Origin of the sequence: Massilia aurea, from assembly GCF_014200505.1 — a bacterium.
Lineage (GTDB): Bacteria > Pseudomonadota > Gammaproteobacteria > Burkholderiales > Burkholderiaceae_D > Telluria > Telluria aurea_B.
Genome location: NZ_JACHBX010000002.1, coordinates 263,126 through 288,876, shown reverse-complemented (window position 1 = coordinate 288,876; position 25,751 = coordinate 263,126). Strand labels below are relative to the sequence as shown.

20 protein-coding genes are annotated in these 25,751 nt (G+C 64.6%); 14 read left to right on the top strand and 6 right to left on the bottom strand.

What is annotated here, in order from left to right; translation table 11 throughout:
- Positions 1 to 35: 35 nt before the first annotated feature.
- The 4 genes from HD842_RS10640 (at position 36) to HD842_RS10625 (ending at position 5,069) form a co-directional block, all read left to right on the top strand.
- Positions 36 to 2,135, top strand: coding sequence for a cytochrome c biogenesis protein ResB (locus HD842_RS10640; protein WP_183554200.1), 2,100 nt, complete (start codon positions 36 to 38; stop codon positions 2,133 to 2,135).
- A 23-nt stretch (positions 2,136 to 2,158) separates the two neighbouring features.
- Positions 2,159 to 3,337 carry a c-type cytochrome biogenesis protein CcsB gene (gene ccsB, locus HD842_RS10635; RefSeq protein ID WP_183554198.1) on the top strand — a complete coding sequence of 393 codons (1,179 nt, stop codon included), beginning with the start codon at positions 2,159 to 2,161 and terminating at the stop codon, positions 3,335 to 3,337.
- 134 nt (positions 3,338 to 3,471) lie between these two features.
- Complete coding sequence (gene msrP, locus HD842_RS10630) at positions 3,472 to 4,449, top strand: protein-methionine-sulfoxide reductase catalytic subunit MsrP (protein WP_183554196.1); 978 nt, start codon at positions 3,472 to 3,474, stop codon at positions 4,447 to 4,449.
- The gene (locus HD842_RS10625) at positions 4,449 to 5,069 is read left to right on the top strand and encodes a sulfite oxidase heme-binding subunit YedZ (protein ID WP_183554194.1); all 621 of its coding nucleotides are present in this window, start codon (positions 4,449 to 4,451) and stop codon (positions 5,067 to 5,069) included. The genes msrP and HD842_RS10625 overlap by 1 nt, the downstream gene beginning before the upstream one ends.
- Positions 5,070 to 5,096: 27 nt before the next feature.
- Here the strand turns inward: HD842_RS10625 and lysA are convergent, their stop codons facing one another.
- Both lysA and lptM read right to left on the bottom strand, forming a co-directional pair.
- Complete coding sequence (gene lysA / locus HD842_RS10620) at positions 5,097 to 6,374, bottom strand: diaminopimelate decarboxylase (RefSeq protein ID WP_183554192.1); 1,278 nt, start codon at positions 6,372 to 6,374, stop codon at positions 5,097 to 5,099.
- Between the two features lie 29 nt (positions 6,375 to 6,403).
- The gene (gene lptM / locus HD842_RS10615; RefSeq protein WP_258837189.1) at positions 6,404 to 6,586 is read right to left on the bottom strand and encodes an LPS translocon maturation chaperone LptM; all 183 of its coding nucleotides are present in this window, start codon (positions 6,584 to 6,586) and stop codon (positions 6,404 to 6,406) included.
- A gap of 40 nt (positions 6,587 to 6,626) precedes the next feature.
- Between lptM and cyaY the strand changes: the two genes are divergently transcribed.
- A complete protein-coding gene (cyaY, locus tag HD842_RS10610; RefSeq protein ID WP_183554188.1) occupies positions 6,627 to 6,956 on the top strand; it encodes an iron donor protein CyaY in 330 nt (109 codons plus the stop codon).
- 174 nt (positions 6,957 to 7,130) lie between these two features.
- Here cyaY and HD842_RS10605 read toward each other — a convergent pair whose 3' ends face one another.
- Entirely contained in the window at positions 7,131 to 9,464 is a 2,334-nt protein-coding gene (locus HD842_RS10605; RefSeq protein WP_183554186.1) for a penicillin-binding protein 1A, read from the bottom strand.
- 362 nt (positions 9,465 to 9,826) lie between these two features.
- Between HD842_RS10605 and HD842_RS10600 the strand changes: the two genes are divergently transcribed.
- From HD842_RS10600 to HD842_RS10565, 8 genes are all read left to right on the top strand, one after another.
- On the top strand, positions 9,827 to 10,849 hold the full coding sequence (locus HD842_RS10600) for a pilus assembly protein PilM (protein WP_221290449.1): 1,023 nt from the start codon (positions 9,827 to 9,829) through the stop codon (positions 10,847 to 10,849).
- Positions 10,849 to 11,466 (top strand): PilN domain-containing protein, encoded by a 618-nt coding sequence (locus HD842_RS10595; protein WP_183554182.1) that lies wholly within the window; start codon positions 10,849 to 10,851, stop codon positions 11,464 to 11,466. The genes HD842_RS10600 and HD842_RS10595 overlap by 1 nt, the downstream gene beginning before the upstream one ends.
- Positions 11,463 to 12,146: a type 4a pilus biogenesis protein PilO gene (locus tag HD842_RS10590; protein ID WP_183554180.1), complete on the top strand. Its 684-nt coding sequence runs from the start codon at positions 11,463 to 11,465 to the stop codon at positions 12,144 to 12,146. The genes HD842_RS10595 and HD842_RS10590 overlap by 4 nt, the downstream gene beginning before the upstream one ends.
- A gap of 14 nt (positions 12,147 to 12,160) precedes the next feature.
- Positions 12,161 to 12,688 carry a pilus assembly protein PilP gene (locus HD842_RS10585; RefSeq protein WP_370660822.1) on the top strand — a complete coding sequence of 176 codons (528 nt, stop codon included), beginning with the start codon at positions 12,161 to 12,163 and terminating at the stop codon, positions 12,686 to 12,688.
- Positions 12,685 to 14,901, top strand: coding sequence for a type IV pilus secretin PilQ (pilQ, locus tag HD842_RS10580; RefSeq protein ID WP_183554176.1), 2,217 nt, complete (start codon positions 12,685 to 12,687; stop codon positions 14,899 to 14,901). The genes HD842_RS10585 and pilQ overlap by 4 nt, the downstream gene beginning before the upstream one ends.
- A gap of 40 nt (positions 14,902 to 14,941) precedes the next feature.
- Positions 14,942 to 16,852: an Ig-like domain-containing protein gene (locus tag HD842_RS10575; protein WP_183554174.1), complete on the top strand. Its 1,911-nt coding sequence runs from the start codon at positions 14,942 to 14,944 to the stop codon at positions 16,850 to 16,852.
- A 106-nt stretch (positions 16,853 to 16,958) separates the two neighbouring features.
- On the top strand, positions 16,959 to 18,569 hold the full coding sequence (gene aroKB, locus HD842_RS10570) for a bifunctional shikimate kinase/3-dehydroquinate synthase AroKB (RefSeq protein ID WP_229424752.1): 1,611 nt from the start codon (positions 16,959 to 16,961) through the stop codon (positions 18,567 to 18,569).
- On the top strand, positions 18,566 to 19,714 hold the full coding sequence (locus HD842_RS10565; protein ID WP_229424713.1) for a deoxyguanosinetriphosphate triphosphohydrolase: 1,149 nt from the start codon (positions 18,566 to 18,568) through the stop codon (positions 19,712 to 19,714). The genes aroKB and HD842_RS10565 overlap by 4 nt, the downstream gene beginning before the upstream one ends.
- A 207-nt stretch (positions 19,715 to 19,921) precedes the next feature.
- On the opposite strand, the gene mutY is transcribed toward HD842_RS10565, so the two are convergent.
- From mutY to mutM, 3 genes are read right to left on the bottom strand one after another with little or no spacing between them, the layout of a single operon-like run.
- Positions 19,922 to 21,037, bottom strand: coding sequence for an A/G-specific adenine glycosylase (gene mutY, locus HD842_RS10560; RefSeq protein WP_183554170.1), 1,116 nt, complete (start codon positions 21,035 to 21,037; stop codon positions 19,922 to 19,924).
- Positions 21,034 to 22,986: a dynamin family protein gene (locus HD842_RS10555; RefSeq protein WP_183554167.1), complete on the bottom strand. Its 1,953-nt coding sequence runs from the start codon at positions 22,984 to 22,986 to the stop codon at positions 21,034 to 21,036. The genes mutY and HD842_RS10555 overlap by 4 nt, the downstream gene beginning before the upstream one ends.
- Before the next feature lie 21 nt (positions 22,987 to 23,007).
- Entirely contained in the window at positions 23,008 to 23,841 is an 834-nt protein-coding gene (gene mutM / locus HD842_RS10550; protein WP_183554165.1) for a bifunctional DNA-formamidopyrimidine glycosylase/DNA-(apurinic or apyrimidinic site) lyase, read from the bottom strand.
- 102 nt (positions 23,842 to 23,943) lie between these two features.
- On the opposite strand from mutM, the gene HD842_RS10545 reads away from it, so the two are divergent.
- Positions 23,944 to 25,743 carry a tetratricopeptide repeat protein gene (locus HD842_RS10545; protein ID WP_308638346.1) on the top strand — a complete coding sequence of 600 codons (1,800 nt, stop codon included), beginning with the start codon at positions 23,944 to 23,946 and terminating at the stop codon, positions 25,741 to 25,743.
- Positions 25,744 to 25,751: the final 8 nt, after the last annotated feature.

The following is a 25,751-nucleotide window of genomic DNA, read 5'->3' as shown; positions in this document are numbered from 1 at the left end:
CGGCTACCCGCCGCGCAGGAAGAAAGTTGTAAAGCATGAGCACCACCGGAATTACACTGAACACCCGCCGCCGTGGTCTGGCCGAGGCGGTCGAACTGATCTCATCGATGCGGTTTGCGATCAGTCTTCTCACCATCATCTCCATCTCGTCGATCATCGGCACCGTGCTCAAGCAAGCCGAGCCGATGTCGAACTACGTCAACCAGTTCGGCCCGTTCTGGTTCGAGATTTTCAACAAGTTCGGCCTGTACAGCGTGTATTCCAGCTGGTGGTTCCTCGTGATCCTGGTGGTGCTGGTCATGTCCACCGGGCTGTGCCTGATTCGCAACGCGCCGAAAATGATGCGCGACATGCGCAGTTGGCGCGAAAACGTGCGCTTCGATTCGCTGCGCAACTTCCACCACAAGCTCGAATGGCAGGCGCCGCTGCCGAAAAACGCGCTGGCCGAGCAGAGCGCACTGCGCCTGCGCCACGCCGGCTACGCCACGAAAATTGTCGAGAAGGATGGCGGCACGCTGGTGACGGCCAAGAAGGGCGCCGGCAACAAGTTCGGCTACATCTTCGCGCACTCGTCGATCATCGTGATCCTGGTGGGCGGCACGCTCGACTCGGATCTGCCCGTGCGCATCCAGCAGTGGCTGTTCAACAAGACGCCGTTCACCGGCAGCGGCGTGATTGCCGATATTCCGGCCCAGCACCGCCTGGGCACGGGCAACCCGACCTTCCGTGGCAATACCGCCATTGCCGAAGGGCAGGCCAGCCGCACCGCCATCCTGAACCAGCCGACGGGTGTGCTGGTGCAGGAGCTGCCGTTCTCGCTGCAGCTCAAGAAATTCCATATCGAGTTCTATTCGACCGGCATGCCGAAACTGTTTGCCAGCGACGTGGTCGTGCGTGACCTGGAAAACGGCCACACGTTCGAATCGACCATCAAGGTCAATCACCCGCTGATCTACAAGGGCATTGCCGTCTACCAGTCGAGCTTTGACGATGGCGGCAGCAAACTGCGGCTGACGGGATACCCGATGAACGGCGCCGCCAGCGCCAGTTTCCCGATTGAAGGCGAAGTCAACAGCGCTACCGAACTCAAAATCGGCGGCGACACCTATGCGGTCGAGTGGTCGGGTTTCCGCCCGTTCAACGTCGAAAACATCAGCCAGGGCAATGACGTGCGTGCGGTGAGCAAGGGCAAAACGTTCAACGAACAGTTCGCCGCTACGCTGGGCAAGGCCTCGGGCGCGGCTGCCAATCCGGACGCCACCAAGGACCTCAAGAACGTCGGCCCCAGCGTGCAATACAAGCTGCGTGACGCCAGCGGCCAGGCACGCGAATTCATGAACTACATGCAGCCGATGACGCTCGATGGCGCGCAAGTCTATCTGGCCGGTGTGCGCGCGAACCCGTCGGAAAGCTTCAGCTTCCTGCGTATTCCGGTGGACGAGCGCTACGGCGTGGGCGACTGGATGCGCCTGCGCGCAGCGCTGGCCGATCCCGAAGCACGCGCCGTGGCGGCACGCCGCTATGCTGCGAGGGCGCTGGGCGGCAACTCAGGCAGCGCCCTGGCTGGCCAGTTGCAGGAATCGGCGGCGCGCACGCTCGGCATCTTTGCCGGCGGCGACGGTCGCGGCGGCTTTGTCGGCGTGGCCCAGTTCCTGGAAAAGATTCCGCAGGCCGAGCAGGAAAAAGCAGCCGGCATCTTCATGAAGATGCTCAACGGCACGCTGTGGGAACTGTGGCAAGTGGCGCGCGAAAAACACGGCGACGCCGCGGCCGCGCCCACGGACGCCAATGGCCGCTTCCTGCAACTGGCCACCAATGCGTTGTCGGACAGTTATCTGTACGGCGCGCCGGTGTATCTGCAGCTCGACGATTTCACCGAAGTAAAGGCCTCGGTGCTGCAATTGACGCGCTCGCCGGGCAAGAACGTGGTCTACTTCGGCTGTCTCCTGCTCGTGCTGGGCGTGTTCGCGATGTTCTACATTCGCGAGCGGCGCGTCTGGATCTGGGTGCGCGACGTGCCGGGTAACCCGGAGGCTGGCGCCGAGGCGCTGATGGCCATGAGCACGCAACGCAAGACGCTCGATTTCGAGCGCGAGTACGAAGACTTGACTGTAAAGCTGCCACAACCGGCGTAAGCTGCGCGGGCCTGGAGAAAACAATGGAACTGTCACAACCCAAGACTGGCGCCCCGGCGCGCCCGACCGATCAATACCAGGAAGCGCCGGGCTATTTCCGCCGCCTGGGGCCGGCCGACTGGCTGTACGCGCTCGCCCTGTGCGCTGCGGCGCTGTTTGCGCTGAACCGGTACGGGCACTTCATGGACATCTATGAAGAGGTGATCCTGGTGTGCACGGCGCCCGTGTTTGCCGTGCTGGGCTGGTACTGGAAACCGATGCGCTGGCTGCTGCCGCTGGTCGCCGTGCTGTCGCTGGGCGCGATCGCGCTGTACGACGGCAACCTTGCCGCTGCCGAGCAAAAATTCTTCCTGAAGTACATGCTGTCGAGTCAGTCGGCCATCCTGTGGATGAGCGCGTTGTTCGTGTTCTCGACCGTGTTCTACTGGGTTGGCCTGTTAAGCTGCGGCAAGTTCGGCGGCGGCGTGGGCGCGGCGCTGTGCTGGGCCGCAGTCGTGATCGGCGCGGTCGGCATGATGGTGCGCTGGTACGAGTCGTACCTGATCGGTCCAGACGTCGGCCACATCCCGGTGTCGAACCTGTACGAAGTGTTCATCCTGTTCGCCCTCATCACCGCGCTGTTCCACCTGTATTACGAAGAACACTACGCCACGCGCCAGCTAGGCCCGTTCGTGATGCTGATCATTGGCGCCGCCGTCGGCTTCCTGCTGTGGTACACGGTCTCGCGTGACGCTGCCCAGATCCAGCCGCTCGTGCCGGCGCTGCAGAGCTGGTGGATGAAAATCCACGTGCCGGCCAACTTCATCGGTTACGGCACGTTCGCGCTGGCCGCGATGGTCGCGTCGGCCTACCTGCTCAAGTCGCATGGCATGCTGGTCGACCGCCTGCCTTCGCTCGAGGTGCTCGACGACGTGATGTACAAGTCGATTTCGGTCGGTTTCGCGTTCTTCACCGTTGCCACCATCCTCGGCGCGCTGTGGGCGGCTGAAGCATGGGGCGGCTACTGGTCGTGGGATCCGAAAGAGACGTGGGCGCTGATCGTGTGGCTCAACTACGCGGCGTGGCTGCACATGCGCCTGATGACGGGCCTGCGCGGCCGTGTCGCGGCCTGGTGGGCGGTGGTCGGCCTGCTGGTGACCACGTTCGCCTTCCTGGGCGTGAACATGTTCCTGTCGGGTCTGCACTCGTACGGCGAGCTTTGATGAGTCAGAGGCGCTCGCTGTCCGTGTGAGCGTGCTGCTAATGATCACCGCGTGGACGGCGGAGCCGTCCACCCTAACGCCAGCTTAAGGGAACTTCGTGTAATGTGAAGCTTCCCAAGCTCGCGAGGCCAGCCATGCTCTTCAAACGCAATCCCAACGGACTCGATCTTCCGTACCCTTCCGAAATCACGCCGCAAGAGATTTATACCGGCCGGCGTGAATTCATCACCCGCATGGCCGCCACGGCCGCTGTCGGCAGCGTCGTCTGGGAGATGGCCAACCGCGAAGCCTTTGCCCAAACCGCCGGCCAGAAGCTCGCGGCGCGCGCCAATGTGGCGCTGTCCACCGACGAAAAGCAGACCCCGTTCAAGGATGCTGCCGGCTACAACAACTTCTACGAATTTGGCCTCGACAAGGGCGATCCAGCCGAGAACGCGCACACGCTGCGCACCCGGCCCTGGACCGTGCGCATCGAGGGCGAGGTCAAGAAGCCCCTGACGCTCGACATCGACAGCCTGCTGAAACTCGCGCCGCTTGAGGAGCGCGTGTATCGCCTGCGCTGCGTCGAAGGGTGGTCGATGGTCATTCCGTGGGTCGGTTATTCGCTGTCGAACCTGCTCAAGCAGGTCGAACCAACGGGCAACGCCAAGTTCGTCGAATTCACGACGCTGGCCGACGCCAAGCAGATGCCGGGCCTGCGCAGTGGCGTGCTGGATTGGCCGTACGTCGAGGGCCTGCGCATCGACGAAGCCATGCACCCGCTGACGATGCTCACGATGGGCATGTATGGCCAGGTGCTGCCGAACCAGAACGGGGCGCCGGTGCGCCTCGTCGTGCCATGGAAGTATGGTTTCAAGTCGGCCAAGTCGCTGGTGCGCATTCGCCTGCTCTCACGCCAGCCGAAGACCGCCTGGAATGATATGGCGCCGCGCGAATACGGCTTCTTCTCGAACGTGAATCCGAACGTGGACCACCCGCGCTGGTCGCAGGCCAGCGAGCGCCGCATCGGTGAATCGGGCCTGTTTGCACCAAAGCGCAAGACCCTGATGTTCAATGGCTACGACCAGGTGTCGTCGCTGTATACCGGCCTGGATCTGAAGCGTTATTTCTGATGGCAGGGTTGAACAGCAAACAGGTGGGGTGGGTCAAGGCCATTGTTTTTGTGCTGGCGCTGATCCCCTTCGCACGCCTGGTGTGGGGCACTGCCAGCGGCAGTTTTTCGGATCCGCTGGCAGCGATCACCAAGGGCAGCGGCGAATGGGCGCTGTACTTCCTGTGCATCACGCTGGCGGTGACCCCGCTGCGGCGCCTGACGGGCTGGAACTGGCTCGTCAAGCTGCGCCGCATGATCGGCCTGTTCATGTTTTTCTATGCACTCGTGCACTTCACGGCATTCCTGTGGTTCGATCACTTCTTCGACGTGCCGGCGATGCTGGCCGACGTCATCAAGCGGCCGTTCATCCTGGTGGGCTTCATCGCCTTCGTGCTGCTCATTCCGCTGGCCGCAACCTCGACCAACGCGATGATCAAGCGCCTGGGCGGCAAGCGCTGGCAATGGCTGCACCGCCTGATCTACGTGATCGCGCCGCTGTCGATCCTGCACTTCTGGTGGATGAAAGAGGGCAAGAACGATTTCGCCAGACCCATCATCTTCGGCTCGATCATTGCGTTGCTGCTTGCATGGCGCGTCTGGTGGAATGTGAGGGGCAAGTCGCAACCGGTACGTCCATAAAAAAAGCCCGCATCGCGCGGGCTTTTTTTATTTGATGAGCGTCTCGAGCGCGAACGTCTCGACGGGCGTTTCGCGGCGCCGCACCAGGTGGATGGTGTCGCCATCGACGATCACTTCGGCTGCACGGCCACGCGTGTTGTAGTTCGACGCCATCGTCATGCCATAAGCGCCGGCTGTCATCATGGCCAGCAGGTCGCCCGGCTCCAGGGCCAGCTCGCGCTCGCGCGCCAGCCAGTCGCCCGATTCGCAGATCGGTCCCACGACATCCCACATCAGTGCTTCGCTCTCGCGCTGCGTCACTGCCTGCAGGCCCATCCAGGCTCCGTACAGCGTCGGGCGCATCATGTCGTTCATCGCGGCGTCGACGATGCAGAAGTTCTTCTCGGCGCCCGGTTTGAGGTATTCCACGCGCGTGAGCAGCACGCCGGCCTCGGCAACGATCGAGCGGCCCGGCTCGAAGATTACCTTGAGCGGCTGGCCGTCATACTTTGCCGCGCGCCAGGCGTCGATGCGCGCGAACAGGCGGCCCAGGTAGTCGCCCACCGGCACTGGCGGCGCGTCGCCCGCCACGCCGTAGTCGACGCCGATGCCGCCACCGATGTCCAGATGGTGCAGGTGGATGCCTTCGGCGTGCAGCGTGTCGATCAGGTCGATCAGCTTGTCGAGCGCCTCGAGCAGCGGCGCGTCGTCCAGCAGCTGTGAGCCGATATGGCAGTCGATGCCGACCACGTCCAGGTGCGGCAGTGCAGCGGCTGCGCGGTAGGTGTCGAGTGCCTCGTCGAAGGAGACGCCGAATTTATTGGCCTTCAGGCCGGTGGCGATGTACGGGTGGGTCTTGGCGTCCACGTTCGGGTTCACGCGCAGCGAGACCGGTGCGCGCATGCCGAGTTTGCCGGCCACGGCGTTCAGGCGGTGCAGTTCGGGGATCGATTCCACGTTGAAGCACAGGATGCCTTTTTCCAGCGCCAGCGTCATCTCGGCCTCGGTCTTGCCCACGCCCGAGAAAATGGTCTTGCCAGGATCGCCGCCGGCAGCGATCACGCGCAGCAGTTCGCCGCCCGAGACGATGTCGAAGCCCGCACCCTGGCGCGCCAGCAGGTCGAGCACGGCGAGGTTTGAGTTGGCCTTCATTGCATAGCAGACCAGCGCGTCGCGCTCGGCGCAGGCATCCTGGTAGGCGTTGAAGTTCTCGAGCAGCGTGGCCTTGGAATAGACATAGGTCGGCGTGCCGAATTCGTCGGCGATGGCGGACAGGGAAGCGCCTTCGGCGTGCAGCACGCCGTCCTGGTACAAGAAGTGGGGCATAAGGTAAAAGCGAAGGTGGAAGCGGACGGTTAGCGGTATGGCGCCGGGGTGGACGCGTTGTTCGACGGGACGGGCTGGGCTGGCTGGTCGACGACGACCGGCGCGGGCCTGGCGGGTGGGTTGGGCATGTACAGCGGGCCGGTCTGGCCGCAGCCGGCGAGGGCAGAAGCGAGCAGCGCAGCGCCGAAAGGAAGCGCGAGGGAGGACTTCACGATTAGAATCAAGGTTTGATTAGCAGATTTGGAGTGTAGCATGACCGAAACCGAATTTTTGGACCTGGCCGACCTGACCCTGAAACGGATCGAAACGGCCTTTGATCGCCTGAACGACGAGGACATCGTCGACGTCGAGTGCAAGCGCAGCGGCAACGTGCTCGAAATCGAGTTCATCGACAACGGCACCAAGATCATCATCAACAGCCAGGCGCCGCTGCAAGAGATGTGGCTGGCGGCGCGCTCGGGCGGCTATCACTACAAGCGCGTGGGTGACGAATGGCGCAACACGCGCGACGACAGCGAGTTCTTCGCGGCGCTCGGGCGCTATGCGAGCGAGCAGGGCGGGGCGCCGGTCACGCTGGTGTAACGGGGCTTTGTCATTTGCTCAGGTAGGGTGGACGGGTATCCCGTCCACGCGTTCAACGAACAATGCCGTGTCACGAAGCCAGCCTCGTTTGAACGCGTGGACGGCATAGCCGTCCACCCTACGCCTAAAACAAAGGCGGCCATTGGCCGCCTTTGTCGTTTCATGTCCGGGTGATCAGAACAACTCGTTCCGTACCGCGTCGCGTTCCTGCTGTTGCTGCGCCGGCGGCGGCTGGCCGACGTCGAGCGCTTCGACGCCGCTGCCTGGCGGCGTCTCGGCGTAGTAGTACTCGGACCCGTACTGCACCAGGCCGGCCGGCACCTCGCGTTCGACCATCGGCTGGTCCTTCAGCGCCTTTTGCATGTAGCCGATCCAGATCGGCAGGGCCAGGCCGCCACCGGTCTCGCGCGCGCCCAGGTTGCGCGGCTTGTCGTAGCCCATCCAGGCAATGCCCACCAGCTTTGGCTGGTAGCCCGCGAACCAGGCGTCGATCGAGTCGTTGGTGGTACCGGTCTTGCCGGCCAGGTCGGTGCGCTTCAGGGCCATCGCCTTGTTCGCGGTGCCGTGGCGGACCACGTCCTTGAGCATGCTGTCCATCAGGAAGGCATTGCGCGCATCGATCACGCGGTTCGCTTCGTCACCCGCACGTGCCGGCCGCGCTTCGGACAGCACCTTGCCGTCGCTGTCGGTGACCTTCGAGATCAGGTACGGGCTGACGCGGTAGCCGCCGTTGGCGAACACCGCGTAGGCGCCGGCCATCTGCAGCGGGTTGGTGGCACCCGCGCCCAGGGCCAGCGTCAGGTAGGCCGGATTGCGCTCCGGATCAAAGCCGAAGCGGGCCGCGTATTCCTGGCCGTAGCGCGCACCGATCTTGTTCAGGATGCGGATCGAGATCATGTTCTTCGACTGCTGCAGGCCGCGTCGCATCGTCATCGGGCCGTCGTACTTGCTGTCGTAGTTCTTCGGTTCCCACGCCTGGCCGCCGGTCTGGCCGGCATCGAAACTGATCGGCGCATCGTTGATGATGGTCGCTGGCGACAGGCCGCGCTCGAGCGAAGCCGAGTAGATGAACGGCTTGAACGACGAGCCGGGCTGGCGCCAGGCTTGCGTCACGTGGTTGAACTTGTTGCGGTTGAAGTCGAAGCCGCCCACCAGCGCGCGGATCGCGCCATCTTCGGTATTGGCCGCCACAAAGGCCGATTCCACTTCGGGCATCTGCGTGATCAGCCACTTCGATTCGTCATCCTGCATCACGCGGATCACGGCGCCGCGGCGCACGCGCCGGTTCGGCGCAGCCTTGTCCGACAGCCAGGCTTTGGCAAACGCCAGGCCCGGGCCCGACAGCGTGATCGTCTCGCCCGAGGCGATCGCTGCCTGGACCTGCGTGCTCGACGCCTGCAGCACGACGGCCGCGATGATGTTGTCGCTGTCCGGATGCTCGGCCAGTTCGGCTTCGATCGCTTCGTCGGCCGCTGCTTTACCCGATGGCAGGTCGATGAACGATTCCGGGCCACGATAGGCGCGGCGGCGTTCATAGTCCATCACGCCACGGCGCAGCGCCAGGTAAGCCGCATCCTGGTCAGCCTTGGTGATAGTCGTAAAGACGTTCAGGCCGCGCGTGTAGGTGTCTTCCTTGAACTGCTCATACACCAGCTGGCGCGCCATTTCGGCCACGTACTCGGCGTGCACGCCGAAGGCGGCGCTGTCGGTCTTGATCTTGAGCGGTTCGACCTTGGCCTGGGCGAACTGGGCGTCGCTGATATAGCCCAGCTGGTGCATGCGCACCAGGATGTACTGCTGGCGCGTCTTGGCGCGGGTCGGATTGACCACGGGGTTGTAGGCCGACGGGGCTTTCGGCAGGCCGGCCAGCATGGCTGCTTCGGCCACGGTGATGTCGCGCAGGTCCTTGCCGAAATAGATCTGGGCCGCCGACTGGAAGCCGAAGGCGCGCTGGCCCAGGTAGATCTGGTTCATGTACAGCTCGAGAATCTGGTCCTTGGACAGGTTCTTCTCGATTTTCCAGGCCAGCATCGCTTCGTATGCCTTGCGCTTGAAGGTCTGTTCCGACGACAGGAAGAAGTTGCGCGCCACCTGCTGGGTGATGGTCGAGGCGCCCTGGCGCGCGCCGCCGGTGGCGTTGCGCACGGCCGCGCGCATGATGCCCAGGTAATCGATGCCGCTGTGTTCATAGAAGCGGTCGTCTTCGATCGACAGCACGGCCTTTTTCATGACATCCGGGATGTCCTTGAAGTGGACCAGCGTGCGGCGCTCTTCGCCGAATTCGCCGATCAGGACGTTATCGGCCGTGAAGATCCGCAGTGGCATCTTGGGCCGGTAATCGGTGATCGTGTCCAGCGCCGGCAGGTTCGGGTACGCCATGGCCAGGGCGAACACGAGCACGAGTACGCCAATCGCACCCAGACCGAACAGGCTGGCGAATGCAATGAGGATCAGGCGCTTTGGGCTGAACTTCGAGGAGGAAGAAGGTGCTGCCTGTTTCTCTTTCATGCTGACTTTCGCTTTGTTGATCCGCCTCATTATAAGACAGCAGTTTGGCACCCGATACTGGCCCGAGCTTAATCGAACTACAGAGCAATATTTAGCTGGCAACGAATCGACAAAGTGTGGTGCGCATGCCCCGCATTCTGATGTTCCCAAGTAGAAATATCTTGTCCGGCATCATCCTTTATTGCTACGATCCGAGACGGTGCTTTCACGTAAGTATCGGATTTTTATAAGAAAATAACAGGTGTTTGGTTAACGACAACGACCCTTGCAAGGGCGTCTACAGCCAGATTCTGCCCCAATCGGTGTCAAGGAGTGTTTTGGTGATCAATCTGGGTTCCTTGTTTGGAAAGTCGAGTCCGCCAATGATCGGGCTCGATATCAGCACGTCCGGCGTTCGCCTGGTCGAGCTGGCCGACGCCGGCAAGGGACTCGTGCGTCTCGAGCGCTATGCGACCGAATCGCTGCCGCGCGGCGCCGTGGTCGATGGCAATATCGAAAACATGGACCAGGTGGCCGACGCCGTGCGCCGGGTCTGGAAAAAGAGCGGCACGCGTGCCAAGCACGTTGCGCTGGGCATGCCGCCAGCGGCCGTGATCACCAAGAAAATCATCCTGCCGGCCGGTTTGTCGGAAGACCAGCTCGAAGTACAGGTCGAATCCGAAGCCAGCCAGTACATCCCGTTCGCCCTCGATGAAGTCAGCCTCGACTTCGACGTGATCGGCCCGGCGCTCAACTCGGCGGACGACATGGAAGTGATGCTGGCCGCCGCCCGCCGCGAAAAAGTCGAAGACCGTATCGCCATCGCCGAAGGTGCCGGCCTGCTGGCCACCGTGATGGACATTGAATCATACGCCGCGCGCAGTGCGCTGGAAAACGCCGCCGGCCTGCTGCGCGACCAGATCGTCGCGCTGTTCCAGATCGGCGCCCAGGCCACCCACGTGTCGGTGCTGTTCAATGGCGAAGCGGTCTACGAGCGCGAGCAGCCGTTCGGCGGCAACACGCTCACGCAGGACATCGTGCGCGCCTATGGCATGGCCTTCGAGGAAGCCGAAACGCGCAAGAAGGCGGGCGACCTGCCGGAAAACTACCGCGCCGACCTGCTCGCCCCGTTCCTGGAAAACGCGGCGCTGGAAGTCACGCGCGCGATCCAGTTCTTTTATACGTCGACGCCGTACACGCGCATCGACCGCATCTACCTGGCCGGCGGCTGCGCGCTGCTGCCTGGCATCATGGAGATCGTGGCCGGCCGCACCCGCATCGCCACCAGCCTGGCCTCGCCGTTCGAGAATATGGCGTTCGGCCCCGGCGTGCGTGAACACCAGCTGCGCCAGGAAGCGCCGGCCTACCTGGTCGCCTGCGGCCTGGCCTTGCGGAGGTTCGGCTGATGATCCGCATTAACCTGTTGCCTCACCGCGAGGCAAAACGCAAGCAGAAGCAATCGGCGTTCGTGGCGCTGATGGCGCTTGGCGGCCTGGTCGGCGCTGGCATCGTGCTGCTGGTGGGTGGCTACAACGCCAGCCAGATTTCGGTCCAGAACGAGCGCAACGAGGTGCTCAAGCAGGCCAGCGCCGAACTCGACAAGAAAATCGGCGAGATCACGACGCTGAAGGAAGAAATCGCCGCCCTGCAGGCACGCCAGCAGGCGGTCGAAGACTTGCAGGGCGACCGCAACCAGCCGGTCTACCTGCTCGACGAACTGGTGCGCCAGGCCCCCGACGGCGTGCACCTCAAAACCGTCAAGCAGGATGGCCAGCGCGTGATCCTGACCGGCGCCGCCCAGTCGCAGGAGCGCGTCGCCGAACTGCTGCGTAATCTGTCGAGTCATTCGGCATGGCTGGAAAAGCCCGACCTGACCGAAGTGCGCGCCGCCACCGTCACCCAGAGCAAGAGCGCGCGCAAGGTGGTGGAATTCACGCTGGCCGTGTCGATCAAGCGCGCCCGCAACAGCGATGCGCCTGACGACGGCGCCGCAGCCAAACCTGGCGCGTCGGGGAAATCATGAACATCGATATCAAGGCGCAGTTCGCCCAGCTCGCGGCGCAATTCGAAGACCTGCAAGGCCGCCAGCCGGGCCAGTGGCCACTGGCGCCGCGCCTGTTATGCGCGGCCGGCGTGGTGGCGCTGGTGGTCGGCCTGGGTTACTACTTCTACTGGAGCGACCAGTTCGCCGAGCAGGAAACGCTTGCGCAGGAAGAAGTGCGGCTGCGCGGCGAGTACGAAACCAAGATGGCGCAGGCGATCAACCTGGAAGCGCTCAAGGCGCAGAAGGCCCAGGTCGACCAGTACGTGGTACGCCTGGAGAAGCAGTTGCCGAGCAAGTCGGAAATGGCTGCGCTGCTGTCGGACATCAACCAGGCGGGCGTGGGCCGCGGCCTGCAGTTCGAGCTGTTCAAGCCGGGCCAGGAAGTGGTGCGCGATTACTACGCCGAACTGCCGATCAGTATCAAGGTGAGCGGGCAGTACCACGACATGGGCGCGTTTGCCGCCGACATGGCGAATCTGCCGCGCATCGTCACGCTCAACAACCTGTCGCTGGTAAGCGTCAAGGAAGGCAACCTCGAGATGGAAGCGATCGCCAAGACCTTCCGCTATCTCGACCAGGAAGAACTGATCGCCCAGCGCGCCGCGCGCGCGGCCGAGAAGAAGGCGGCCAAAGGCAAGGGTAAAGGCAAAGGCAAGTGATGATACGAGCTCACGTGATTACGCTGTTCGCCATGGCAGCTTTGCTGGCCGGTTGCGGCGATGGCGGCGTCGGCGAAACCCGCGCCTGGATGAAAGAGGTCGAGGGCCGCACCGTCTCGAAGGTCAAGCCGCTGCCGGAACCGAAGACGTTCCAGCCGCACGCCTACCTGCCGGGCGAAGCGCTCGACCCGTTCGACCAGACCAAGCTGCTGGGTGAACTGGCGCGCATGGCGCAGTCCAGCCCCAACGCCAACCAGCCTGACCTGAACCGCCCGAAAGAGCCGCTCGAGAACTTCCCGCTCGACACGATGCGGATGGTCGGCACGATGAAAAAAGGCGGCGTGAGCTACGCGCTGGTACAGATCGACCGGGCGCTCTACCGCGTCCGGCCCGGCCAGCGGCTGGGACAGAATTATGGCCGCGTCACCCGCGTGAGTGACGAGGCGATCGAAATCAGGGAATCGGTGCAGGACGCCACCGGCGATTGGGTGGAACGACTAGCCAACATCGAGCTGCAGCACAACCAGGAGAGCAGTAAATGACCCCCAACGTCCAGATTCGCTTCGCCATGCCGGCCTGGCTGGCGCGCGCTGCCACCGCACTCGTGCTGTTGACGTGCGCCGGCGCCGCCCTGGCCCAGGGCAATGCGATCGAATCGATCACGGCCAACCAGCAAGGCAGCAATGTGGTCATCAACGTGACCATGCGCGATGTACCAACCCGTGCGCCGATCGGTTTTGCCATCACCAACCCGGCGCGCATCGCGCTCGACTTCGGCGCCACCGCGAACGCCACCGGCAAGAACATGCAGGAGCTGAACCTGGGCGACGTGCGCAGCCTGAACCTGGTGCAGGCCGGCGAGCGCACCCGCATGGTGGTCAACCTGGCACGCGCGCTGAACTACGCGACGGCCATCGATGGCAAGTCGATCATCGTGACCGTCGAAGGCACGGGCGGCGTGGCGCGCGCGGTCAACGCCAGCGGCCTGCCGGTCGCGGCGCCCGCCGCACCGGTGGCTTCAGCGCTGGCGGCGCGGCCGCAATTGCGCGACCTCGACTTCAAGCGCGGCGCCAACGGCGCTGGCCGCGTCGTGGTCGACCTGCCGAACAACCAGGTCGCCGTCGACGTGCGCCAGACCGGTACCGGCGTGACGGTCGACTTCATCGGCGCCCGCCTGCCTGAATCGCTGCGCCGCCGCCTGGACGTGACCGACTTCGGCACGCCCGTCACCCGCGTGGCCACCAGCGCCCAGGGCGACAACGTGCGCATGACGATCGAGGCACAGGGCGCCTGGGAGCAGTCGGTATTCCAGAGCGACTCGCAACTGGTGGTCGAAGTGCGCCCGGTCGTGGAAGACCCGAACCGCAACAGCCCCGGCTCGAGCAACAATCCACAGGGCTACCGCGGCGAAAAACTCTCGTTCGATTTCCAGAACGTCGAAGTGCGCGCCGCACTGCAGGCCGTGGCCGACATCTCGGGCCTGAACATCATCGCCAGCGATTCGGTGGCGGGCTTTCTGACGCTGCGCCTGAAGGACGTGCCATGGGACCAGGCACTGGACGTGATCCTGACCGCCAAGGGCCTGGACATGCGCAAGAACGGCACCGTGCTGTGGATTGCGCCGAAGGAAGAACTGCTGACCAAGGAAAAGCTCGAACTCGAGCAGCGCGCCCAGATCGCCGAACTCGAGCCGCTGCGCTCCGAGATCTTCCAGCTCAATTACCAGAAAGCCGAATCGTTCCGCAACGTGTTCGGCCTGGACCAGGGCGGCGTGGGCGCCGGTGCGGGCGCTGCCGGCGACGCGGGCCGCAACCGCGTGCTGTCCCGGCGCGGCAGCGCGATCATCGATCCGCGCACCAACCAGCTGTTCGTGACCGACATCGCGTCGAAGATCGAAGACATCCGCAAGCTGATCCAGAAAACCGACGTCGCCTCGAAGCAGGTCCTGATCGAAGCGCGCCTGGTGGAAGCCAATGACGGCTTCTCGCGCAACCTCGGCGCCAAACTGGGCTTTGCCGACATGCGCACGATGCGCGGCGGCGATTCGGGCTGGCAGGTCAATGGCAACGAACGCATCGCCATCGGCGGCAACCTGGTCGGCGTGGGCCAGACCACCGGCCAGGTGGCCAACAGCGCCGACAGCTTCAACAACACAACGATGGTCAACCTGCCGGCGGCCGGCATCGGCGGTATTCCGGCCTCGTCGCTGGCGTTCTCGCTGTTCTCGTCGGCGGCCAACCGCTTCCTGAACCTGGAACTGTCGGCGCTGGAAGCGGACGGCAAGGGCAAGATCATCTCGAGCCCGCGCGTGGTCACCGAAGACAAGCAGGTCGCATTGATCGAGCAGGGCGTCGAGCTGCCTTACGAAAACAGCACCAGCAGCGGCGCCACCGCGATCGAATTCAAGAAGGCCAACCTGCGCCTGGAAGTCACGCCGCAGATCACGCCGGACGGCAACGTGGTGCTGGAAGTGGACGTGAGCAAAGATTCGAAGGGCGAAGACACCCGCGCGGGCTTTGCCATCAATACCCAGCACGTCAAGACCAAGGTGATGGTCGAAAACGGCGGCACCGTGGTACTGGGCGGGATTTACCAGCAGACCGAGCGCACCAATGAGAGCAAGGTGCCGTTCCTGGGCGACGTGCCGCTGCTGGGTTACCTGTTCAAGACCACTGCACGTGAAAGCAGCAAGACCGAACTGCTGGTCTTCATCACCCCGAAGATCGTGAACGACAACGTGGCGGGCGCACGCTGATTCTTGTTTCATCAACGACCGATAACAACAACGAACCGATATGAAAAACCAGACAATCACCTACAGCAGCCTGGCGCTGCTCCTGGCTGCCACTCTCAGTGCATGCGGCGGCGGCGGCGGCAACCCGGGCACTGTTGGCGGCGGCACAGCGCCAACCACACCGACCACACCGACCACGCCAGCCAGCCCGACCGTTGGTGTCAGCCTCGTCAATGCCAGCGGTCAGGCCAGCACGGCCTTGAGCGGCGCCACGCCATTGACGGTGCGCGCTGTGGTGCGCGATGCGGCCAACCAGCCGGTGCCAAATGCGCTCGTGACATTCACTACCGATGCCGACCTGGCCGTATTTGCGCCAGGCGCGGGCACTGCACTGGCCGATGCGAGCGGCACGGCCACCATCACGCTGCGCAGCGCCAGCCTGGCTGCCGGTGGCGCCGGTCGCGTGACTGCGAGCGCGAGCGTGGCTGGTGTTACCGTGACGGGTGATGCCGCGTATTCGGTCAACGCCACCTCGCTGGCGTTCAGCGCCCTGACCCTGGCCCCGACCAGCATCGATGCCTATGGTTCGACGGTGATCTCGGTCGATCTGCTGGCCAATGGCGTCAAGTACACCAGCCAGCAGGTCAACGTCCGCTTCAGCTCGGCGTGCGTCACATCCGGCAAGGCGACCCTCGCGGCGACCGTCGCCACCAACAATGGTACTGCCCAGACCGTCTACCGCGACCAGGGTTGCGGCAATAACGACATTATTACTGCGACCGCTGACGGTGTCGCCACGGCGGCCTCGGCCGCACTGGCCATCGCGCCGCCGAGCGCTGCTTCGGTCCAGTTCGTTGAAGCGCTGCCGACCGACAAATCGATCGTGATCCGTGGCCAGGGCGGTATCAATCGCACCGAGACCGCCACGCTGCGCTTCCGCGTGTTCGACGTGTTCGATCGTCCGCTGGCCGGTCGTCGCGTCGATTTCAACATCGTGCCAAGCGGTGCCGTGGCCCTGAACAAGGCCACCGACAGCACCGACCAGAATGGCGAAGTGATCACCACGGTCAATTCGCTGGACGTGCCGACCACCTTCCGCGTCCAGGCCGTGTTGCCCGGCACTGCGAACGCCAGCCGCCCGGATATTTCGACGACGTCCGATTCGATCGTCGTGACCACAGGCCTGCCGGTGCAGCGCGCCTTCTCGCTCAGCGTCAGCCAGGGCAATGTGGACGGCTGGTCGTATGACAGCGGTCCGACTACCCCGGCCGCCACGGTCAATGTGCTGTTGGCCGATAACTTCGGCAATCCTGTCGCGGATGGCACGCCGATCGTGTTCCAGACCAACCTCGGCGCCATCGGGTCATCGAGCAAAGGCGGCTGCAATACCGTCAATGGCGGCTGCTCGGTTGCTTTCCGTACCCAGAATCCCCGCGTCGCCGCGCCCGGCACGCCAGTCACGCCGTGCAATTCCGGAACTGGTTCGACCGCCGACACCACGCGGGCTGGTGTTGCCACGATCTGCGCCAGCACGACCGACGGTCTGAACACCCAGTTCGCCAAGACCACGATCACTTTTAGCGATGAATCGGTGGCTGCTGTGTACGTCAATGGCGCCGCCAGCCCCAGCACCGTGTTCCCGATCAGCCTTGGCAATGCCAGCGCAAACGAATCGAAGGTGTTCTCGGTCCAGCTGGTTGATCTGAATGGCAACGCGCTGCCTGCTGGCACCACCATCGCGGTCAGCGGTGCAGTCAATGCGACCAGCGTCGAAGTGGCGCCCGAAACCGTGCCGAGCATCTTTGCTGCGCCTGGCAACGGTCCACAGGGATCGAATCACCGGATCACGGTGGCTGCTACCGGTGCCAAGCCGTGTACCGCCGCCAGTGTGGCCAACTTCAGCGTGCGTGCGACCACACCGCGCGGCGCGGTCACCTCGATCCCGTTCACACTCAACTTCACCTGCCCGTAAAATTGGCGGAATGAGAGGCGGCCAGTCTATACTGGCCGTCTTTTTCATCTCAACGGGTCTGGTTGTGCCACATCCCAAGAACAACAATATCTTCCTTGTTGGCCTGATGGGGGCAGGGAAGACCACGATCGGTCGATTGCTTGCTCGCAAGCTCAATCGCCGCTTCGTCGACGCCGATCACGAGATCGAAGCGCGCACCGGTGCGACCATCCCGTGGATCTTCGAGATCGAGGGCGAAGCCTGCTTTCGCCGGCGCGAAGCCGATGTGATCCGCGACCTGTCGGCGCAGCAGGGCCTGGTCCTGGCCACTGGCGGGGGTGCCGTGCTCAATCCGGCCAGCCGCGCCTTGCTGGCTGAGCGCGGCACCGTGATCTATCTGCGCGCGTCGATCGGCAGCATCCTGCAGCGCACCGCGCACGACAAGAACCGCCCGCTGCTGCAGACCGCCGACCCGCGCGGCAAACTCGAGCAACTCTGGACCGAACGCGATCCGCTGTACCGCGAGATCGCCGACCTCGTCATCGACACCGGCAGGCCTAACGTACAATCGATGGTTCAAACCATATTGGACCAGCTGGCCGCGCAGGAAAACGCCCGCGCGCGCAAGCATGCAAGGACTGTAATGAACGAACAGGCACACATCACTCTCAACGTCGAACTCGGCGAGCGCAGCTACCCGATCGAGATCGGCGCCGGCTTGCTGGACGACGCCGCGCTGCTCGCGCGCCACATCGGCGGCCACAAGGTGGCCATCGTCACCAACACCACGGTGGCCCCGCTGTACCTCGAGAAGGTCGCGGGCCACCTGCGCGCGGCGGGCCGCGACGTGCTCGAAATTATTTTGCCGGATGGCGAAGAGCACAAGAACTGGCAGTCGCTGAACCTTGTCTACGACGCGCTGCTGCAGCACAAATGCGACCGCAAGACCACGCTGGTGGCGCTGGGCGGCGGCGTGATCGGCGACCTGACCGGCTTTGCCGCGTCGAGCTACATGCGCGGCGTGCCATTCGTGCAGATTCCGACCACGCTGCTGGCGCAGGTCGACTCATCGGTGGGCGGCAAGACCGGCATCAACCACCCGCTGGGCAAGAACATGATCGGCGCGTTCTACCAGCCGCGCGCCGTGATTGCCGATACCGCCACGCTGGCGACACTGCCGGCGCGCGAGCTGTCGGCCGGCCTGGCCGAAGTGATCAAGCATGGCGCGATCCTCGACGCCGATTTCTTCGACTGGATCGAAGCGAACATCAAGCCGCTCATTGCGCGCGACCGCCACGCCATCGGCTACGCGATCGCCCGTTCGTGCGAAATCAAATCCGACGTCGTGCGCAAGGACGAGCGCGAAGGCGGCCTGCGCGCGGTGCTGAACTTCGGCCATACCTTTGGCCATGCGATCGAAAATGGCCTCGGCTACGGCGCCTGGCTGCACGGCGAAGCAGTCGGCTGCGGCATGGTGATGGCGGCCGACATGTCGGCGCGCCTAGGCCTGATCGAGCCGGCCGCCGTGGAGCGCGTGCGCGCGCTGGTACGCGCCGCCGGCCTGCCGGCCGTGGCGCCGGATCTGGGCGAAACACGCTGGATCGAGCTGATGGAAGTCGACAAGAAGAACGAGGGCGGCGAAATCCGCTTCATCCTGCTCAAACCACTGGGCAGCCCGTCGATCACGACCGCGCCGCTGGACGTGCTGCGCTCGACGCTCGCGGCCTGCAGCGCATGAGTAGCCTGATGCGCGACTTCGACGCGGGCCTGGCCCCGTATGCGGCGCATTCGGCCCAGTCGCGCGGGCGCACGCATGCCGAGCCGGGGCCCGGTTCGCGCAGCGAGTACCAGCGTGACCGCGACCGCATCATCCACTCGACCGCGTTTCGCCGTCTTGAGTACAAGACGCAGGTCTTCATCAACCACGAAGGCGACCTGTTTCGCACGCGCCTGACGCACAGCATCGAGGTGGCCCAGATCGGCCGCACGCTGGCGCGCAGCCTGCGCCTGAACGAAGACCTGGTCGAAGCGACGGCGCTGGCGCACGATCTTGGCCATACGCCGTTCGGCCACGTCGGCCAGGATGTGCTCAACGAATGCATGAAGGACTTCGGCGGCTTCGAGCACAACCTGCAAAGCCTGCGCGTGGTCGACCATCTCGAAGAACACTACGGCGCCTTCGATGGCCTGAACCTGACGTTCGAGACGCGCGAAGGCATCCTCAAGCACTGCTCGCTGAACAACGCGCGCCAGCTGGGCGACCTGGGCCAGCGCTTCATCGAGCGCAGCCAGCCCAGCCTCGAAGCGCAGCTGACCAACCTGGCCGACGAGATCGCGTACAACAACCACGACATCGACGACGGCCTGCGTTCGGGCCTGATCACGATGGCGCAGATGGAAGAAGTCGAGCTGTTCGCGCGCCTGCATCGCGAAGTCGAGGCGCGCTATCCGGGCTTGCCGGGCCGGCGCGCGCTGTACGAAACGATCCGCCTGATGATCACCGCGATGACGGCCGACCTGGTCGACACATCAGCGGGCCTGATTGCCGAGGCGGCGCCAGCGACCATCGACGACGTGCGCGCCGCGCCGCCGCTGATCCGCTTCTCGGACGCGATGCGCGCCGAGACCGTGGCACTCAAACGCTTCTTGTACGCGAACCTGTATCGCCATTTCCAGGTCAACCGCATGCGCGTGAAGGCCAGCCGCATCGTGCGCGAACTGTTCGAAGCGTTTCTGGCGGATCCGGTGCTGCTGCCGGGCGACTATCAGGTGCAGGGCGATCCGCACAAGCAGGCGCGCAAGATCGCCGATTACATCGCCGGCATGACTGACCGTTATGCGATCCGCGAGCACCGGCGCATTTTCTCGCTCGATCACTTTTAAGGCCGCGCATTCCACTCGCCTTCGCATGCCACGGAGCAAGGGTGGTTTGAACGCGTGGGCGGCATAGCCGCCCACCCTACGAAATCCAGCCACGTAGGGTGGACGGGTTTCCCGTCCACGCGTTCAACTCGCCTTCGCATACCAGAGATCGAGGTTGGTTTGAACGCGTGGGCGGCGCAGCCGCCCACGCGTTCAAACCAATGAGTCTTACTGGCTGAACAGGCTTGGCTGCGACAAATCCAGCAACAACTTCTTGACCGGCGCCGGCAATGGCGCATCAGCAATCGCATCGAGCTTCCACCACACGTGCCCGGCGCCATGCTCACCACGCGTGGCCAGCGTCACCGCAAACGGCGCGATGTGCAGCTTGTAGTGCGTGAACCCATGCATCAACGGCGTGAGCGCGCGCACTTCGTCAATCGTGCCGAACGCGCTGCTGGCGGCCGCGATGTCCGCCGTGCAGACGGGATCGGCATCGCCGTCCATCGCCACATGGCCGCCCACTTCCGGCAGCGACAAGAGGCCGCCCCAGATGCCTGTTTGCGGACGCTGCTTGAGCAGCACTTCACCGCGATCGATCAGCACCAGCATCGCGGTGCGTTTTTCGGGCGTCGTCTTCTTCGGTTTGCGCACCGGCAGTTCGGCCGTGCGGCCGGTGGCGAAGGCCACGCAGCGGGCCTGCAGCGGGCAGCGGCCGCAGTCGGGGCGCGAGCGCGTGCACAGCGTGGCGCCCAGGTCCATCAGGCCCTGCGTGTACGACTCGATGCCGCCATCTTCGGGCAGCAGCGCTTCGGCGCGGCGCCACAGCGCATCCTCGACCGGCTTGATGCCGGGGTAGGCGTCGATCCCGAACACGCGCGCGAAGACGCGCTTGACGTTGCCGTCCATGATCGCGGCGCGCACGCCGCCCGAGAAGGCGGCGATGGCGGCGGCAGTCGAGCGGCCGATGCCGGGCAGGTCGGCCAGCAGCGCCGGATCGCTCGGGAACACGCCGTCGTAATCCGCCACGACGCGCTTGGCGCAGGCGTGCAGGTTGCGCGCACGGGTGTAGTAACCCAGGCCGCTCCAGTGGGCCATGACGTCTTCCGCCGGGGCTTCGGCCAATGCGTGCACGGTCGGGAAGCGCTCCAGGAAGCGCGCGTAGTAGCCCAGCACCGCGGCGACCTGGGTCTGCTGCAGCATGATTTCGGACAGCCACACGCGGTAGGCGTCGGTGGTGTTTTGCCATGGCAGGGTGTGGCGGCCATGGCTGCGCTGCCAGTCGATCACGGCCCGGGAAAAGGTCGGATCGGCCAGCTGGTCAAACTCGGTCAGTCGCTTCATGCAGTCGTGTAGTGGGCGTCGGCGCTGGTGGCCGTCGCGGAGTTGGGTAGGGTGTCGGACAAGGTCGCAGTCACGCCGGCGGCCAGCGCACCAAGGCGCGTGCGCGTGACGTCGAGTTCGGCCTGGCCGCTCTCGAAGGCGCCGATTTTTTGTTCCAGGCTGTCGCTCGCTTCGTGGATGCGTTTTACGGTCGCCTGGCGCTGGCGCAGGTTGTCGCGGTGCTGGCGGATCTGCGCTTCGAGCGGCGCGTTGGCCACTTTCAGCCAGGCTTCGATGTCGGCGTTGGCGGCGCGGTACACGCGGCGCACGCGCGAAGCGATCGAATCGAAGAAGCGCTCAAGCAGTGTGGCGCGGCTGTTCATCCACAAGGTGGCGGTGCCGAACTGGCGCGAAAAGAGTTCTTCGATGGCGTCGATCTCGTCGCGGTGGCGCGCCAGCGTCAGGGTCGGCGGCAGGCCCAGGCTCATGCCATGCTCTGCGGCGAACTTGCGATGCATCGCGTCCATCATCGACGTGATTTCCGTGAGCTTGGCGTCGGCATCGGCCAGGCCGGCGCGGGCGCCGTCGAAGTAGTTGCGCACCGGCGCGCGCATGCCGGTGGCGAAGCGCACTGCGCTCATCGCCACGCGCACGGTCTCGGTCCGGTCCTGCAGCACGTCCATGCCCAGCAGCGTATACAGTTCGGTCGACAGGCGCGTGAACACGGCGCGCGTGCCCTGCAGCTTGAACAGGCCGGCGTCGAATTCCTTCTTCTCGGCCTCGACCCGGCGCACCATGTGCGCGATCACGCCCTGGTTCTTGCCGCGCAGGCTGCGCAGTTCCTGCAACTGCTCGATCAGCTCGCGCAGGCGCGTGGCCACCAGCATCTGCTGGCTCGCCACCAGCGCTTCGAGATCGGCGTGCAGCTGGCGCTCGACGATCGCGCGCCGCGCCGGAATCAATTCGTGGAACAGCGCCGCTTCGAGCGCGCCCAGGCGGCTACGCTCGAACAGGGCCATGTCGCCACCGATGCGGCCGACCAGCGCCTTGTGCGCCGACACCGGATACACTTGGCCAGCCGAAAGGCCCAGCTGGCGCGCCACGTCGTGCTGCTGGCGCGCGATGTCGGCGTCGACGGCCTCTGGCGACTTGAGCTCGTCCCACATCGCATCGATCTTGTTGAGCACGGCCAGGCGCCCCGGCCCGGCGCCGATGTGCGTGCGCCAGACTTCGATGTCGCTCTTGGTCACGCCCGTCTCGGCGGCCAGCACGAACAGCACCGCGTGCGCGTTCGGGATCAGGTTCAGCGTCAGTTCGGGCTCGGTGCCGATGGCGTTCAGGCCCGGCGTATCGAGGATCACCAGGCCCTGTTTGAGCAGCGGGTGCGGCAGGTTGATGATCGCGTGGCGCCAGCGCGGGATCTCGATCGTGCCGTCCGGGTCGAGGCTGGCGGCCAGGTCGGGATCATCGGCATCGTACAGACCGTAGCGCTGCGCTTCGACGGTCGAGACGCGCCGCGTCTGGCTGACCTGGCGCAGCGTCTCGTGCATGGCCGCCGGCGAGTCGAGATCGAGCGGGAACACGGTCCAGGCGGCGTCGTCGTCGCGGTAGTCGCCGGTGGACAGGTGGCCGGCGCGGGTGTCGATCGGCAGCAGGCGCAGGCAGGGCGGCAGGCTCGCATCCCATAGCAGTTCGGTCGGGCACATGGTGGTGCGGCCGGCGCTGGACGGCAGGATGCGCTGGCCGTAGTCGGCGAAGAACAGTGCGTTGATCAGCTCGGTTTTACCGCGCGAGAACTCGGCCACGAAGGCCACCGACAGGCGGTCGTCACGCAGGCGCCCCAGCGCGCGCGCCAGCAGCTGCTCGCCGGCCGCATCGATCAGCCCGGCGTCGCGCAGTGCGCTGCCGTAGCCGGTGAGGGAGGCGGCGACCCGGGCGCGCCAGGCGCCGTACTGTTGTAAATCCTGCATCGTGTTTGCTCGTAGGGATGACTAGCGCTGGCACTGGGCGCAGTAGAACGTCGAACGTTGCCCCTGCTTGATCTGGCGTACCGGCACCGCGCATTGGCGGCAGGGTACGCCTGCACGATCATAGACGAAATATGTCTGCTGGAAATATCCAGACTGGCCATTTACAGCAATAAAGTCACGCAGCGTGCTGCCGCCCTGGACGATCGCTTCGGCCAGGATGACGCGGATCGCTTCGGCCAGCCGGTCGTAGCGTGCGCGGCTGATGCGCGAGGCCGCCGTTTTCGGGTTGATGCCGGCCCGGAACAGGCTTTCGCACGCGTAGATATTGCCCACGCCAACGACGATGTCGCCGGCCAGCAGCACCTGCTTGATCGGGGCGCTGCGGCGGCGGGTTTCGCGAAACAGCAGGGCGCCGTCGAAGCCGTCTGCCAGCGGCTCGACGCCCAGGCCGCGCAGCAGCACGTGCTCGGGCAGGGGGCCGTCTTCATTGGCATGCCACAGCACGGCGCCGAAGCGGCGCGGGTCATTCAGGCGCAGCACTTGCCGGCCCTCGGGGCCGTCCACGACCAGGTCGAAGTGGTCGTGCGTGCGCGGCTCGATGCCCGGGGGCAGCACGCGCAGGTGGCCCGACATGCCAAGGTGGATGATCAGTGTGCCATGCTCAAAATTGATCAACAGATATTTGCCGCGCCGTCCGATGTCCAGGATGCGGCGGCCTTCCAGCAACGCGGACAGGCCGGGCGGGAAGGGCCAGCGCAATCCTTCGCGACGGCAAATGACGTGCTCGACGATGCGGCCTTCGAGATGGGGCGCGACGCCGCGCCGGGTAACTTCGACTTCTGGGAGTTCAGGCATGCCTAAGGGGATTCGTGTAGAGTCAGTTGACGGCGCAGCGCATGCGCGGCAGGTCTGCGCATGAGCGTAGAATCAAACTCACTTTGGACTTCTGGACTTGCTTTGAAAAACGCTTTCGCCATTGTAACCCTCTCCGGTCTGTTGACGGCATGTGCTGTCGTACCGCAACAGCACTCCGTCGCCGCCGATGTCCAGGCCGCGTCCACCCCCGCCGTCGAGCCCTTGCTCGATGACGAAGCGCAGGCCGCCAAGCAAAAAGCCGAGGAAGAAGCCCGCCTGCCGAAGGTCGAAATGACCCCGGTCATGCTCGACCAGTTACTTAAGGCCGAATTTGCGTTTCGCAATGGCGACTGGCAAGGCCCGTACCTGACGGTGCTGAGCCTGGCCCAGCAAACGCGCGATCCGCGCCTGGCCCGGCGCGCTGCCGAGATGGCCGTCGCTGCCAAGCAGGCTGACGACACGCTCGCCGCGGTGCGCCTGTGGTACCGGCTCGATCCCGAATCCGACGAAGCGACCCAGTACTTCGTCGGCATGGTGGTCACGTCCGAAAAGATCGCCGAGCTCGAGCCCGTGTTCGAAGAGCGCCTGCGTGAAGCGCCGGCTGCCCGGCGTGGCGTCCTGATGTTCCAGGTCCAGCAGTTGCTGGGCCGGGCCAAGGACAAGGACGCTGCGCTGGCCATGCTCGAGCGCCTGATCGAGCCGTACGACAAGATGATGGAAGCGCGCATCGTGCGCGCCCAGATCGCGCTGGTGCGCGGCGACAAGGCACTGGCCCGCACGTACGCCCAGTCGGCGCTGGCCGCCAAGCCCGACGCCGAGATCGCCCTGTTGATGCTGGCGCAGGTCACCGACGACGAGGCGCAGGTGGTGGCCATGATGGAGAAATTCCTCAAGACCTATCCGAAGGCGAACGATGTGCGCGCCGCCTATGCCCGCGTACTGGTCAACCGCAAGGATTATCCGGCCGCGCGGCGCGAGTTCGAGTCGCTGCTCAAGGTGCAGCCGGACAATGCGGCGACGCTGTATGCGCTGGGCATCCTGGCCACGCAAACGGACGATGCCCCTGGTGCCGAAACCTATTTCACGCGCTTCGTGGACGTGCTCGGTCGCAATCCGAACGACGAACGCGATCCGTCGCGCGCGCTGCTGATCCTGTCGCAGCTGGCTGAAGAGCGGGGCGACCTTGCCGGCGCGCTGCTGTGGCTGAACAAGGTGCCAGAGAACACCGATGAGCAAACCCGCTTCAACGCGCAATTGCGCCGCGCGCATTTGACGAACAAGGGCGGCGACCTGACTGCTGCGCGTGCGCTGCTGGCCGAGGTCAAACCGACCGAGCCGGCGCGCCAGGCCCAGTTGATGGCGGCCGACGCGCAACTGCTGCGCCAGGCCAACCAGCTGCCGGAGGCGTATGCGGTGATGGAAGCAGCGGCGCAGCGCTTCCCGAAGAATCCCGATCTGCTGTACGACTTCGCGCTGCTGGCCGAAAAAATGGGCAAGGTCGATGTGATGGAGGCGCAGTTGCGCGAAGTGATGGCGCAGGCACCCGACAATCACCATGCCTACAATGCGCTCGGCTACTCGCTGGCCGAACGCAATGTGCGCCTGCAGGAAGCCTACGGGCTCATCGCGAAGGCGCTCGAGATGGCGCCGGACGATCCCTTCATCATGGACAGCATGGGCTGGATTCACTACCGCATGGGCAACTTGAACGAAGCCGAAAAGTTCCTGCGCCGCGCGTATGGCGTGCGCAAGGATGCTGAAATCGGCATTCACCTGGGTGAAGTGCTGTGGCAGAAGGGCGATAAGTCGGCTGCCCAGGCACTCTGGCGCGATGCCCGCGCCAAGGACCCGCAGAACGAGGCCTTGCGCGAGACGCTGACCCGCCTTGGCCTGTCCTTGTGAAATAATCC

Excerpts from the sequence above, each read along its gene's own strand:
- HD842_RS10640 (WP_183554200.1), top strand. The coding sequence starts at position 36 with ATGAGCACCACCGGAATTACACTGAACACCCGCCGCCGTGGTCTGGCC.
- ccsB (WP_183554198.1), top strand. The coding sequence starts at position 2,159 with ATGGAACTGTCACAACCCAAGACTGGCGCCCCGGCGCGCCCGACCGAT.
- msrP (WP_183554196.1), top strand. The coding sequence starts at position 3,472 with ATGCTCTTCAAACGCAATCCCAACGGACTCGATCTTCCGTACCCTTCC.
- HD842_RS10625 (WP_183554194.1), top strand. The coding sequence starts at position 4,449 with ATGGCAGGGTTGAACAGCAAACAGGTGGGGTGGGTCAAGGCCATTGTT.
- lysA (WP_183554192.1), bottom strand. The coding sequence starts at position 6,374 with ATGCCCCACTTCTTGTACCAGGACGGCGTGCTGCACGCCGAAGGCGCT.
- cyaY (WP_183554188.1), top strand. The coding sequence starts at position 6,627 with ATGACCGAAACCGAATTTTTGGACCTGGCCGACCTGACCCTGAAACGG.
- HD842_RS10605 (WP_183554186.1), bottom strand. The coding sequence starts at position 9,464 with ATGAAAGAGAAACAGGCAGCACCTTCTTCCTCCTCGAAGTTCAGCCCA.
- HD842_RS10600 (WP_221290449.1), top strand. The coding sequence starts at position 9,827 with ATGATCGGGCTCGATATCAGCACGTCCGGCGTTCGCCTGGTCGAGCTG.
- HD842_RS10595 (WP_183554182.1), top strand. The coding sequence starts at position 10,849 with ATGATCCGCATTAACCTGTTGCCTCACCGCGAGGCAAAACGCAAGCAG.
- HD842_RS10590 (WP_183554180.1), top strand. The coding sequence starts at position 11,463 with ATGAACATCGATATCAAGGCGCAGTTCGCCCAGCTCGCGGCGCAATTC.
- pilQ (WP_183554176.1), top strand. The coding sequence starts at position 12,685 with ATGACCCCCAACGTCCAGATTCGCTTCGCCATGCCGGCCTGGCTGGCG.
- HD842_RS10575 (WP_183554174.1), top strand. The coding sequence starts at position 14,942 with ATGAAAAACCAGACAATCACCTACAGCAGCCTGGCGCTGCTCCTGGCT.
- aroKB (WP_229424752.1), top strand. The coding sequence starts at position 16,959 with ATGGGGGCAGGGAAGACCACGATCGGTCGATTGCTTGCTCGCAAGCTC.
- HD842_RS10565 (WP_229424713.1), top strand. The coding sequence starts at position 18,566 with ATGAGTAGCCTGATGCGCGACTTCGACGCGGGCCTGGCCCCGTATGCG.
- mutY (WP_183554170.1), bottom strand. The coding sequence starts at position 21,037 with ATGAAGCGACTGACCGAGTTTGACCAGCTGGCCGATCCGACCTTTTCC.
- HD842_RS10555 (WP_183554167.1), bottom strand. The coding sequence starts at position 22,986 with ATGCAGGATTTACAACAGTACGGCGCCTGGCGCGCCCGGGTCGCCGCC.
- mutM (WP_183554165.1), bottom strand. The coding sequence starts at position 23,841 with ATGCCTGAACTCCCAGAAGTCGAAGTTACCCGGCGCGGCGTCGCGCCC.